Consider the following 12,049-nt stretch of genomic DNA (forward strand, 5'->3'; position numbering starts at 1 on the left):
GTTGTCGTGCGGATGATCGTGCGCAATAGTCGGATTGTCGGCCAAGCAGGAGCCGGCGGAACACCCCTAACAAATGGCCGCGGACCCGAGAAGGTTGCGCGGATGGAACTGCCCGGCCAGCTGGGAGCCCGGCCTGTCATTTCTCCTTGGAGGCCAGGGATGCGGATAGGACTGGTTGCAGGACCGTGGATTCCCATTCCACCGGTGACGTACGGCGGAACCGAACGGGTGGTGGACAGCCTGGCCCGCGGTTTCGCGGCCGCGGGGCACGACGTACTGCTGGCCGCACCGACGGACAGCACCTGCCCGGTGCCAAGGGTTCCGGGGATGCGGCCCTCGGTCCCGGACGAGCTGAACCTCACCCGCTCCGAACTCAGCCACGTGGCACGGGCCTACGCGGGCCTGGAAAGTGCGGACATCATCCACGACCACACGCTGGCCGGCCCTTTGTACGCCCATCGGCCGGAGCAGGTCCCTGTGGTGACCACCATCCACTGCCGGCTAGAACCCGAAGCGGCGGACATTTACAGGGCCATCGCCCGGAACGCAGCGGTCATCGCCATTTCCCATAACCAGGGATCCCACGCTCCGGACGTTCCGATCACCCGGGTAATCCATCATGGGATGGACCTCTCCTCGGTCCCCGTGGGGTCCGGCAGCGGGGGCTATCTGTGCTTCGTGGGAAGGGCATGCCCGGACAAGGGGCTGCTCGAGGCCGTGATGATCGCCCGCCAGGTTGGACTGCCGCTGCGGATAGCGGCCAAGATGCGCCAACCGGACGAGGTCCGCTTCTTCCGTGACGTGGTTCAGCCCATCCTGGGGCCGGACGACGACGTTGTGGACGAAGTGGATGACGCCAGCAAGTACCGGCTGATGGGGGAAGCACTCGCGTTCCTGAACCCGATCCAATGGCCGGAGCCCTTCGGGCTGGTCATGATCGAGGCGCTCGCCACCGGCACCCCGGTAATCGGAACCCCCGCGGGTTCGGCGCCCGAGATCGTCGAGCACGGACAAACCGGCTACCTGGGGGACATCGGGCAGCTGCCCGGCTACGTGGGGATGGCGGGAAGCATCAGCCGCGAGGCCTGCCGGAAGGCAGTGGAGGAGCGATTCAGCGAGGAACGGATGGTCAGCGAGCACCTCCTGCTGTACGGCCAACTGCTTGAAGGGGCTGGACCCGGAGGGGTTCCGCATCCTGCGCGGGTGCACCAGAATCAGTAAGGGTGTTTAGCCTGCTTCCGAATCCGCGGCAGCAGCAGCCCGCTGAGGAGGGAGTTGTCCGTGACCGCATGGAACGCTGATACAGAGGCCGCCGCATCCGAGTCGGGTTCGGTCACGGTAGTGGAAGGATCCTCATTCTGCATTTCATCCGGCGGCGGGGACATCAGTTCCGACGGCGGCACGAACGGTGCGTTCTTTCAGGACACCCGCATCATTTCCCACTGGGTCCTGCGGGTCAACGGATCCCTGCGCGAGCCACTGGTGGCCCAGCGTCCCCGGCCCTTTGAAGCCACCTTTGTAGGCCGGGCCAAGTGGCCGGATGGCCGGTTCGACAGCCCGCTGGTGGTCCGGCAGGTGCGCCACATCGGCCCCGGACTGCAGGACGACATTACGCTTGAGAACTACTCCGCGGAAGCGGTGGACTGCGACATCGAGCTCCTGGTCGACGCAGACCAGGCCGATCTGTTCGACGTCAAGGGCGGAAGGACCTCCCGCGGTGCAGAAGCGGTGCGCAGCGTCCGCGACGGCCAACTGGTCATTGAAAGCGCCCACAACGGGCAGCAGCGGGGAACCGCCATCCGCGCCCGCGGCGCCGATGTCACCACGGACGGTCTCCGGTTCCGTGCCACTATTCCAGCCCGTGGCAAATGGGCCACCAGTGTTATCGTGGTGCCGCTCATCAACGGGCAGGCACCCGGCGAACCCTTTAAGGAGGGCGGGCTTCCGCACCACCGGGAAGGGGCCGTCCGCCACCGCAACTGGGAGCAGAACGTCCCCCGGATCACCGTTTCGGACAGCAACCTGCAGGCAGTCCTGAACCGCAGCGAGAGCGATCTCGGCTCCCTGCGGATCTTCGACGAGCACCACCCCGAGCGGGCCGCTGTGGCTGCCGGCGCGCCGTGGTTCATGGCGCTTTTTGGCCGCGACTCCATCCTGGCCTCGTACATGTGCCTGCTGGTGGATCCCAACCTGGCCGCCGGAACGCTGCAGACACTGGCAGGCCTCCAGGGGTCGAAAGTGGACGTGGATTCAGAGGAGGAACCCGGGCGGATACCGCATGAAGTGAGGTTCGGCGTCACAGCCGGCCTCGCGCTGGGCGGTACCGCCTACTATGGAACAGCCGACGCCACTCCACTCTTCGCCGCCCTCGTCGGTGAGCTCAGCCGGTGGGGGATGTCACGGGACATCATAGAACCGCTTCTTCCGCACGTTGACCGCGCCCTGGACTGGATCGAGCAGTACGGGGACCGCGACGGCGATGGGTTCGTGGAATACGCCAGGCCGAATGACCACGGGCTGATCAACCAGGGCTGGAAGGACTCCTGGGACGGAATTAACTTCGCCGACGGCACCATGGCCGAGGCGCCCATCGCCCTCTGTGAAGTGCAGGCCTACGCCTACTCCGCTTACATCGGCCGGTCCCTGCTGGCGCGCTGGAGCGGGGATGCTGCCCTGGAACAGCACTGGGCAGAACGCGCCGCGGATTTGAAGACTGCCTTCAATGAGAAGTTCTGGCTGCCGGACAAAGGCTACTTCGCTGTTGCCCTGGACAAGGACAAGCGGCCGGTGGATGCCTGCGCGTCGAACATGGGCCATTGCCTCTGGCTGGGCATCGTGGATGAGGACAAGGCGCCGTCAGTGGTGGAACACCTGATGTCCCCGCAGATGTTCACCGGCTGGGGCATCCGCACGCTGTCCTCCGACATGGGAGCCTACAACCCGGTGAGCTACCACAACGGTTCGGTCTGGCCGCATGACTCGGCGCTGGCGGCCACGGGCATGATGCGCTACGGCTTCGTGGAGGAAGCCCGGCAGCTTGCTACCGGAATCATCGAGGCGGCGGAGCATTTTGACGGCCGGCTCCCGGAGTTGTTCTGCGGCTTCGACCGCGGCGAGTTCCCGGGCCCGGTGCCGTACCCCACGGCCTGCTCGCCGCAGGCTTGGGCGGCGGCGGCGCCGGTGCAGTTGGCAAGGATCCTCCTGCGGTTCGACCCCGACTTCACCCGTGGTGTGGTCCACCTGGCTCCGATCCTTACCGAGCAGATTGGCGGATTCAGCGCCGAGAATGTACTGCTGGACACGTCCCGGGTGACCATCAGGGCCAAGGGCACCGAAGGCAGCATCGAGGGCCTTCCGCCCGGACTGCGGCTGCTGGCCGAGCCCCGCCCGCCGCTGGAGTCCCTGCTGGATGACTTCGGCGACGTGCGCCCCGGCCGCTAAGGGACGGCGCGCTCCAGCACGAAGTCATGCTCCACGGTGCTGCCGAGCCGGAACGACTTTGTGCCCACCTTGCGGAAGCCGGACTTCTCGTAGAAGCGGATGGCCCGGGCGTTCTGGCTGTTGACCCCCAGCCAGACGCCCTGGCCGCCGGCTTCCGCTGCCGCCTGGAGGCTGGCCTGCATCAGCTCAGCGGCGGCGCCGAGCCCGTGGTGTTCGGGGTGCACGTAGCACTTACTCAGTTCCACTGACGGCAGGATCTGCAGCGCGGAAGCAGCGTCCGGGTCTGCCGCCGGCCGGTTCACCAGCAGGCTGTAGCCGCGCAGGTCTCCGCCGGCGTCAATCACCAGGATGGTGATATCGGAGTCGGCCAGGTAGCCCTCGAAATGGCGTTCGCTCAACGTGTTCGCCAGGTGCGCCGCGATGTCCTGTGGCGACGACGACGGCGGGCAGGCCAGCGGAAAGGTGACGGCCGCCAGCACGGCCAGCGCGGCGGCGTCGTCTGCTGTTGCCTTACGGATGGAAGAGCTCATGCAGGGACCTTATGTCCCTACTGCTTGAAGGCGGCGTCGAAGGAGGTGTTCGACGGCGGGAAGTCGAACTTCTTGAGGGCCGCGAGGGCTTCGGGGGCGCCGTGGAGGCGGTCCATGCCGGCGTCTTCCCATTCGACGGAGATGGGCCCGTTGTAGCCGATGGCTGTCAGGGCGCGGAAGGAGGCTTCCCAGGGGACGTCGCCGCGCCCGGCGGAGACGAAGTCCCAGCCCCGGCGGGGGTCGCCCCAGGCGAGGTGGGAGCCCATCACGGTGTTCCGGCCGGTTTGGCGGACCTTGGTGTCCTTGCCGTCCACGTGGTAGATCCGGTCCTTGAAGTCCCAGATGAAGGAGACGGGGTCGATGCCCTGCCACATCATGTGCGAGGGGTCCCAGTTCAGGCCGAACGCTTCGCGGTGGCCGATCGCTTCGAGGGTGCGGACGGTGGTCCAGTAGTCGTAGGCAATTTCGGACGGGTGGACTTCGTGGGCGAAGCGGACGCCGTTTTCGTCGAAGACGTCCAGGATGGGGTTCCAGCGGTCGGCGAAGTCCTGGTAGCCGGCGTCGATGACTTTTTCCGGGACGGGCGGGAACATGGCCACGTACTGCCAGATGGAGGAGCCGGTGAAGCCGACGACGGTGTCCACGCCGAGTGCCTTGGCGAGCCGGGCGGTGTGCTTCATTTCCTCGGCGGCGCGTTGGCGGACACCTTCGGGGTCGCCGTCGCCCCAGACCTTGGCGCCGACGATGGCTTCGTGGCGGAAGTCGATGGGGTTGTCGCAGACGGCCTGGCCCTTGAGGTGGTTGGAGATGGCCCAGACCTTGAGGTTGTACTTGTCCAGGATGGCGAGTTTGGATTCGACGTAGCCCGGTTCGTCCCAACGCCAGGCGTCCAGGTGGTCGCCGGAGACGGCGATTTCCAGGCCGTCGTAGCCCCAGCCGGAGGCCAGTTTGGCGACCTCTTCGAAGGGGAGGTCGGCCCACTGGCCGGTGAACAGGGTGTAGGGGCGGGGCATGTCAGGCTCCTTCTGTCGTGGCTGCAGTGCCGGTTGCTGGTGTCAGCTGGATGGTCGAACTCTTTGCGGCGGCGGACTGCTCCACCGCCGCCAGGATGCGCTGGACTTCCAGCCCGTCCTCGAACGACGGCGAAGGCTCGGTCCCGCTGTCAACGGCAAGCAGGAAGTCGCGGATTTCGTGCGTGAAGGTGTGCTCCCAGCCGATGATGTGGCCTTGCGGCCACCAGCCCTCGATATACGGGTGGTCGGGTTCGCTCACAACGATCCGGCGGAAGCCCTGCTCGCGGGCGGGGGCGGTGGCGTCAAGGAACTGCAGTTCGTTGAGGTTTTCCAGGTCGAAGGCGATGGCGCCTTTGTCGCCGTAGACCTCCAGCTTCAGGGAGTTCTTCCGGCCGGTGGCCACCCGGGAGGCCTCCACTGAGGCGATCGCCCCGGAGGCGAGGGTCAGCGTTGCCCAGGCGGCGTCGTCGACCGTTACGTCTTCAAGCCCCTCGGCTCCCGGCCTCTGGTTCACGAACGTCTGCAGGCGGCCCGAGACGTCCGTGACCCGGTCGCCCAGCAGGAAGAGGACCTGGTCGATGGCGTGGGAGGCGATATCCCCCAGCGCCCCGGAGCCTGCGGTGTCCTTGGTCAGCCGCCAGGTCATGGGGGCGGATTCGTCGGCGAGCCAGTCCTGCAGGTAGGATGCGCGCACCTGCCGGACCGTCCCGACCCTGTCGTCGGTGATCAGTTCCTTCGCGAGGGCCAGGGCGGGCACGCGGCGGTAGTTGAATCCCACCATGGACTGCACCCCCTTGGCCCTGGCGGCCTGAGCAGCGGCGGTGATGGCCTCGGCCTCGGCCAGGGTGTTGGCCAGCGGCTTCTCCAGCAGCACGTGCTTTCCGGCTTCGAGGGCGGCGATGGCAATCTCGGCGTGCAGCCAGCCCGGGGCGCAGATATCCACGATATGGATGTCGTCACGGTCCAGCACGGTGCGCCAGTCCGTGGCCGTTTCGCTCCACCCGTACTTTGCGGCGGCTTCAGAGACTGCGGCGGCGTCCCGGCCCACAAGGACCTTCTGTTCGAATGCGGGGACGTCGAAGAAGCTTGCCACGTTGCGCCAGGCGTTGGAATGCGCCTTGCCCATAAAGGCGTAGCCGATCATCGCCACGCCCAGCGGACCGTTGTCTGTCTCGTTACTCATGCGCTGCCGCCAAGCGTCAGCGTTTCAGGGGCCCAGTCCTCCGGGAGGGGAGCCGACGCCGGTGCCGAACTCTCTACGTTGACGAACGTGCCGGACGCCATGGACTCTGAGATGGAGACCATGCTGTCCAGGACGTGATAGGCCAGGTTCCCGATGGCGCGGTGCGGGACGCCGGCGCGGATGGAACGGGCCAGGTCCAGGACTCCCATTCCGCGGCCGTTCGCCGGGCCGCTGGCGGGGACGGTGGTCCAGTCCTCGTCTCCTGCGCGCCACAGCTTGATGTCGCCGTCGAAGTAGTTTGGATCCGGCAGGGACAGGGTGGCCTCGGTGCCGGTGATCTCCACGAAACCCATCCGCTGGCGGGGGGACTCGAAGGAGAACACGCTGTGCGAGGACGCGCCGCTTTCGAACTGGGCCATCGCGGACAGGTGGGTGGGTACCTCCACCGTGAACTCGTCGCCGGCTTTGGGGCCGGAGCCGATCACGCGGACATCCTTGGACTTTGACCCGACGGCGGCCACCTTGCGGATGGAGCCGAAAGCCTGGATCAGGGTGGTGAGGTAGTAGGGGCCCATGTCGAACAGGGGGCCGGCACCGTGCTGGAAGAGGAAGGCCGGGTTGGGGTGCCAGGATTCCGGGCCGGGGGTCTGGAATGTGGTCATGGCGGTGAGGGGGGTGCCGATGTCGCCGCGCTGGATCAGGCGCAGTGCGGTCTGGAGGCCGGCGCCGAGGAAGGTGTCCGGGGCGCAGCCGAGGCGGATTCCGGCGGCATCAGCGGTCTTGAGCAGGCCCAGGCCGGACTCGCGGTCCAGGGAGAAGGGCTTCTCGGTCCAAACGTGTTTGCCGGCGTTCACGGCGGCAGTGGCAACCTCAACGTGGGCGGCAGGGATGGTCAGGTTGACGATGATTTCGACGTCGGGGTGGCCCAGGGCCTTTTGAACCCCGCCCCACTCCGGGATGCCGTACTCCTTGGCACGGGCTTCCGCCGCTTCCTCGAACAGGTCCGCGACCACGTGGACCACGAGGTCCGGGAACGTGGTGAGGTTGTCCAGGTACTGCTTGCTGATGTTTCCGGCGCCGATAACACCAACGCCCACCGGGCCGCGGCCTGTTGGGTTCAACGGGGCGGCGCTCATGCTTCTGCTCCTGAAGTTCCGGACTCCTGCAGGAACTTCAGGCTCTGGGCGATGCCGTCGAAGATGTCACCGTCGTAGTCATCAAACTCCACCACTCCCACCTCGAGCGACATTGCGGCCGCGATGACGTCCAGGACTGCCACCTTGCCCTTGCCCGCCGGCAGCTGGGCCTTGGTGTCGGTGGTGAGCGGGCCGTCCTTGATGTGGATGAACTTCACCCGGTCCCCAAGCCTGGTGAGGATGTCCACGGGATCATACCCGCCGACGGCCACCCAGTACGTATCCACCTCCAGGACCAGTTCAGGGTCCAGCAGGTCCGCAAAGTACTCCAGCGCGGTCCGGCCCTCGATGGTGGACTCCAGTTCCCACTGGTGGTTGTGGTAACCCACGCGGATGCCGTACCCGGCAGCCTTCCTGGCTGCTTCGTTCAGCCTTTCGGCCGTCTCCCGGACGTTGGCCGCGGACTGCCATCGGTCTGCCGGAATATACGGCTCGATCACGGTGGTGATCCCCAGTTCCCTGGCGGCCGTGAAGATTTCGTCCTGGTCCTGGCTCAGCAGCGGGGCATGGCCGGACGGTGCCGTGAGGCCGTTCTCCCGCAGGGCCGCGCCAAGGCCGGTGGCAGTGGCCACGAAGTTGTATGGCTCCACCTGGGTGAAGCCGAGGTCCGCCACCCGTTTGATGGTGCCCGAAAGGTCTTCCTGGATCGCGTTCCGCAGCGTATAAAGCTGAAGGGAGTAGGACATGTGGTCTCCTGCGTTGTGGGACTCGTTGCGGGCTGCAGGGATACGGGCTCGGCCACAGCTCTTTGGTCTACTGCCAAGCTAGGGGTGCTTTTGCTGCGAGTCAAGCAAAAGTTGTCAGCGTGACATACAGAAGTGGCCGTGCTATCCATGTCCTATGAACACCACAGCAGGCGGCAGCCTTCCGGCGTCCGGGCCTGCCGCAGCCCAGGGCGGGGCCGGCGTCCTGTTCCAGCTCCTCCGCGACGGTAAGGCGCGGACCCGTGCTGAACTTGCGCTGACCACCGGGCTGGCGCGGTCCACCGTGGCATCACGGATGGACGCGCTCATCGCTGCAGGATTGGTGGGCCCTGCCGGCGAGGCGAATTCGAGCGGCGGAAGGCCGCCGTCGCGCTTTGCCTTCAACCCTGCCGTGCGCGTTGTGTTGGCGGTGGATGTCGGGGCCACCCACATGATCGTGGCCGTTACCGACCTCAACGGCCAGGTTCTCGCCGAACAGCGCCTGGCGCAGGACGTGGCGGACGGGCCCGAAGCCGTACTGGGCAGGGTGGTCACCGAGGGTGCAGCGCTCCTGGCCGCGGCCGGACGGGGGGACGCTGACCTGGCGGGGGTGGGGATTGGCTTGCCGGGGCCGGTGGAGCACGCCAGCGGGAGGCCGGTCAAGCCGCCCATCATGCCGGGCTGGGACGGGTTCGACGTCGTCTCCTACGTTCAGCGCTCCCTGCCGGTTCCCGTGCTGGTGGACAATGACGTGAACATCATGGCGCTGGGGGAGCAGACCGCCCACTGGCCCGGGGATGGGAATTTCCTGTTCATCAAGGTGGCCACCGGAATCGGTTCCGGGATTATCAGCAACGGGACGCTGCAGCGCGGTGCCAACGGCACCGCCGGCGACCTGGGCCACGTGCGGGTCCCGCGCGGCGACGACGTGCTGTGCCGTTGCGGCAACTACGGCTGCCTGGAAGCCCTGGCGTCCGGTCCGGCGCTGGCCGCCGCATTGGAGCGGCAGGGGGTTCCGGCCGCGAAGGGCAGTGATGTGCTGCGGCTGGTGGCGCACGGAAACCTCCAGGCCATCCAGGTGCTGCGCCAGGCCGGCAGGGACGTTGGCGACGTCCTGGCCACTGTGGTCAACCTGCTTAATCCGTCTGTTGTTGTGATTGGTGGAAGCCTGGGCCAGGCCGGGGAGCACCTGATGGCGGGCTTGCGCGAAGTCGTTTACCGGCGCTCGCTGCCCCTGGCCACAGCGCACCTGCGGATAGCACTGTCCCTGGCCGGCGACCGGGCTGCCATCCTGGGCGCAAGCCAGATGGTGACGCAGCATGTGTTGTCGCCGGCGTCGATTGAGGCGACGCTTCAGGCAACCGGGTAACCGGACGGAACCCCTCAGGACCGCCTGAAGGCTGGAACTGTTTCAGGCCGTGATGACGCGCACGGGTGAGCCTGCGAGCCAGGCCTTGACGTCTTCGAGCGCCCCGCCGTAAAACTGCCGGTAGCTCTCCCGCGTGACATAGCCCAGGTGCGGGGAGAGGACCGTGTTGGGGGCGCTGAGGAGCGGGTGGACAGCCGGCAGGGGTTCGTGGTCGAAGACGTCCAGTGCTGCACCGGCTATCCAGCCCTCGGACAGGGCACGCACCAGTGCGTCCTGGTCAACCAGGGGCCCGCGTGCGGTGTTCACCAGGACACCGTCCGGCCCCAGCAGCCGGAGCTCCGGCTCGCCTACGATGCCCTCGGAACGGGGAGACAGGCGCAGGTGGAGCGTGGCGACGTCGGAATTTCGGAACAGTTCCTCCTTGGACACTTTCCGCACCCCCGCCCCGGCAGCAGCCTCGTCGGTCAGATTCTGGCTCCATGCCAGGACCTCCATGCCGAAGGCTTGGCCGTAGGCGGCAATTCTGCGGCCGATCCGGCCCAGGCCCACCACGCCCAGCGTTCTGCCGGCGAGTTCGAACCCGACGGTGTTCTGCCAGGTGCCGGTGCGGAGCGAAGCATCCTCGGCAGGAATGTTCCGCGCCAGCGCCAGCAGCAGCGCCCAGGTCAGTTCCGGGGCGGCGGTGGGAGAACCGGGAGTACCGCACACGGTCATTCCGAGCTCGGTTGCGGCGGCGACGTCGATTGAGGCGTTTGCCATCCCGGTGGTGACCAGGAGTTGGAGGGCGGGGAGCTTTTCCAGCACCTCGCGCGGGAAAGCGGTCCGCTCCCGCATCGCAACGACGATGGTCGCTCCTGCCAGCGCGGACACCAGTGCGTCCTGTGACGCGAACGGCTCCCGGTACGAGGTGACCGTGACGCCGTCGGCCTCCAGGGAAGACCAGTCAGCGAAACCATGCGCCACGTCCTGGTAGTCATCGAGGATGGCAAGCCGGTGCTGCATGTTGTGTCCTTCGTCCCGGGAGTCAGCGGCAGTGATGTTCATCGTAAGGCAGGACCGGCCCGCCGCCGCCGGGACCTGCCGCCTGCCCGTGATAGCAATGAGGGTGATGGAAAAAGATTCAACTCCCAAGCCCCGCAGGTGAGCGGCCGCATCTTCGCCAGGATTCCTCACACCTGGATCCTGCTGGCGTGCATCGGGCTGCTGGCGCTGAACCTTAGGGGCCCTTTCGTGGCGGTCGCCCCGGTGGTGGACGTGATGCAGGCCGACCTGGGTTTTTCCCCGGTGGTGCTGGGGCTGCTGACCAGCATTCCGGTGTTGTGTTTTGCGCTCGCGGCGCCCCTGGCGTCACTGGTTGCCCGCTGTTATGGCGCCGAGTTCGCCGTAAGCCTCACCATCCTCGGGGTGCTTGCCGGCGTTATCATCAGGTCCTCGGGCGGCCCGGCACTAGTGCTGGCCGGAACCGTGGTGATCGGCCTGGCCATCACCATCGGCAATATCGCGGCACCACTTATCATCCGGCGCGATTTTCCGCCCCTTCGGCAGGGAACCGCCATGGGCGTCTATACGGCCGCGCTGAACGTCGGCTCCTTCCTGACCTCGATGGTCACGGCGCCGCTGGCCGAACTGGCGGGGTGGCAGCTGGCGCTGGCCGCCGCCGGTATCTTCGCGGTGGCGGCGATTGTGTGCTGGGCGCTCGCCGTCGGGCTCCGCGCCGCATTTGTGCCGTCCGCAACTGTTGCTCCGGACGGGCCGAGGGATGGAGCCGTGGCCGGCTCACGATGGACCACGGCGGGGCTGACGGCCGCGTTCGCCGGGCAGGCCTTCTCCTACTACGCAGTCACGGCGTGGCTGCCCAGCTACCTGAACGACGAGTTGGGGATGTCCGCTGCTGCAGCCGGAGCGGGATCCTCGCTCTTCCAGGTGTTCGCCATTGTGGGCGGCCTTGGTGTGCCATTCGCTGCAAAATACTTCAGTACGACGCCGGTGGCCGTCGCCCTGGGCGTGTTGTGGACGGCCGTGCCGGCCGGTCTCCTGCTGGTCCCGGAACTCTGGTGGCTGTGGTCCGTCTTTGGCGGCGTCGCCCAGGGCGGCGGCATTACGCTGATCTTCATCGCCATCATCAAGCTGGCCCGCGACCAGGTTTCCGCCGGCCGGATGTCAGCCACCGTCCAGGGGCTCGGGTACTGCTTCGGCGCTGTGGCACCGCCGCTGGTGGGTTACGTGCACGATGTCTCAGGATCCTGGACGCCTGCCCTGCTCCTGATTCTGGCGTCGGTGCTGACGTTCTTCCTCGCCGCCACCCTCTCCGTCCGGCGGGTGCCAAAGGGGCGGTAAGGCGTGGTCCCGGCCCGCCGTCGTCGTACCTAACCACCCCGGACGCTCGCTGAGATAACGCAAGAAATACAGGGATGCTCTCTCGGATCCTGCGACAAACAGGGGGACGCTCTCTCCCTTAATGCCGCCAAACGGCGGACGCTCTCTCCCTTAATGCCGCCAAACGGCGGACGCTCTCTCCCTTAATGCCGCTAAACGGCGGACGCTCTCTCACTTTTTTCTGGAAAGTGAGAGAGCGTCGCCGGGTTTCTTGCTTTAAGTGAGAGAGCGTCCGAATGTGTTCCGTCGCCGGGCCGG

Annotated in this window: 10 protein-coding genes; 4 read left to right on the forward strand and 6 right to left on the reverse strand. The window is 66.7% G+C overall.

What is annotated here, in order from left to right; all coding sequences use genetic code 11:
- The first annotated feature begins 159 nt into the window (after positions 1-159).
- Positions 160-1,221, forward strand: coding sequence for a glycosyltransferase family 4 protein (locus ACFVYC_RS16645; RefSeq protein ID WP_387552303.1), 1,062 nt, complete (start codon positions 160-162; stop codon positions 1,219-1,221).
- Between the two features lie 60 nt (positions 1,222-1,281).
- Entirely contained in the window at positions 1,282-3,441 is a 2,160-nt protein-coding gene (locus ACFVYC_RS16650; protein WP_387552305.1) for a glycogen debranching N-terminal domain-containing protein, read from the forward strand.
- On the opposite strand, the gene ACFVYC_RS16655 is transcribed toward ACFVYC_RS16650, so the two are convergent.
- The 5 genes from ACFVYC_RS16655 to ACFVYC_RS16675 are packed head-to-tail and all read right to left on the reverse strand — an operon-like array spanning position 3,438 to position 8,049.
- On the reverse strand, positions 3,438-3,971 hold the full coding sequence (locus tag ACFVYC_RS16655; protein ID WP_387552307.1) for a GNAT family N-acetyltransferase: 534 nt from the start codon (positions 3,969-3,971) through the stop codon (positions 3,438-3,440). The genes ACFVYC_RS16650 and ACFVYC_RS16655 overlap by 4 nt on opposite strands.
- Before the next feature lie 17 nt (positions 3,972-3,988).
- Positions 3,989-4,984 (reverse strand): sugar phosphate isomerase/epimerase family protein, encoded by a 996-nt coding sequence (locus ACFVYC_RS16660; protein WP_387552309.1) that lies wholly within the window; start codon positions 4,982-4,984, stop codon positions 3,989-3,991.
- Position 4,985: 1 nt separating this feature from the next.
- Positions 4,986-6,167, reverse strand: a complete 1,182-nt coding sequence (locus ACFVYC_RS16665) for a Gfo/Idh/MocA family protein (RefSeq protein ID WP_387552311.1) — start codon at positions 6,165-6,167, stop codon at positions 4,986-4,988.
- Entirely contained in the window at positions 6,164-7,303 is a 1,140-nt protein-coding gene (locus ACFVYC_RS16670; protein WP_387552313.1) for a Gfo/Idh/MocA family protein, read from the reverse strand. Before ACFVYC_RS16670 ends, ACFVYC_RS16665 begins: the two co-directional genes overlap by 4 nt.
- Positions 7,300-8,049 carry a sugar phosphate isomerase/epimerase family protein gene (locus tag ACFVYC_RS16675; RefSeq protein ID WP_387552315.1) on the reverse strand — a complete coding sequence of 250 codons (750 nt, stop codon included), beginning with the start codon at positions 8,047-8,049 and terminating at the stop codon, positions 7,300-7,302. Before ACFVYC_RS16675 ends, ACFVYC_RS16670 begins: the two co-directional genes overlap by 4 nt.
- A 154-nt stretch (positions 8,050-8,203) precedes the next feature.
- Here ACFVYC_RS16675 and ACFVYC_RS16680 point away from each other — a divergent pair, with 154 nt between their 5' ends.
- On the forward strand, positions 8,204-9,415 hold the full coding sequence (locus ACFVYC_RS16680; protein WP_387552317.1) for an ROK family transcriptional regulator: 1,212 nt from the start codon (positions 8,204-8,206) through the stop codon (positions 9,413-9,415).
- 42 nt (positions 9,416-9,457) lie between these two features.
- Here ACFVYC_RS16680 and ACFVYC_RS16685 read toward each other — a convergent pair whose 3' ends face one another.
- A complete protein-coding gene (locus ACFVYC_RS16685; protein WP_387552428.1) occupies positions 9,458-10,417 on the reverse strand; it encodes a D-2-hydroxyacid dehydrogenase family protein in 960 nt (319 codons plus the stop codon).
- 138 nt (positions 10,418-10,555) lie between these two features.
- Between ACFVYC_RS16685 and ACFVYC_RS16690 the strand changes: the two genes are divergently transcribed.
- Entirely contained in the window at positions 10,556-11,752 is a 1,197-nt protein-coding gene (locus ACFVYC_RS16690) for a CynX/NimT family MFS transporter (protein ID WP_387552319.1), read from the forward strand.
- The last annotated feature ends 297 nt before the right edge of the window (positions 11,753-12,049 follow it).

Origin of the sequence: Pseudarthrobacter sp. NPDC058329 (assembly GCF_042879835.1) — a bacterium.
Taxonomy (GTDB): domain Bacteria; phylum Actinomycetota; class Actinomycetes; order Actinomycetales; family Micrococcaceae; genus Arthrobacter.

What these genes read in the sequence shown, in the direction of transcription:
- ACFVYC_RS16645 (WP_387552303.1), top strand. Translation starts at nt 160, where the DNA reads ATGCGGATAGGACTGGTTGCAGGACCGTGGATTCCCATTCCACCGGTG.
- ACFVYC_RS16655 (WP_387552307.1), bottom strand. Translation starts at nt 3,971, where the DNA reads ATGAGCTCTTCCATCCGTAAGGCAACAGCAGACGACGCCGCCGCGCTG.
- ACFVYC_RS16660 (WP_387552309.1), bottom strand. Translation starts at nt 4,984, where the DNA reads ATGCCCCGCCCCTACACCCTGTTCACCGGCCAGTGGGCCGACCTCCCC.
- ACFVYC_RS16665 (WP_387552311.1), bottom strand. Translation starts at nt 6,167, where the DNA reads ATGAGTAACGAGACAGACAACGGTCCGCTGGGCGTGGCGATGATCGGC.
- ACFVYC_RS16670 (WP_387552313.1), bottom strand. Translation starts at nt 7,303, where the DNA reads ATGAGCGCCGCCCCGTTGAACCCAACAGGCCGCGGCCCGGTGGGCGTT.
- ACFVYC_RS16675 (WP_387552315.1), bottom strand. Translation starts at nt 8,049, where the DNA reads ATGTCCTACTCCCTTCAGCTTTATACGCTGCGGAACGCGATCCAGGAA.
- ACFVYC_RS16680 (WP_387552317.1), top strand. Translation starts at nt 8,204, where the DNA reads ATGAACACCACAGCAGGCGGCAGCCTTCCGGCGTCCGGGCCTGCCGCA.
- ACFVYC_RS16685 (WP_387552428.1), bottom strand. Translation starts at nt 10,417, where the DNA reads ATGCAGCACCGGCTTGCCATCCTCGATGACTACCAGGACGTGGCGCAT.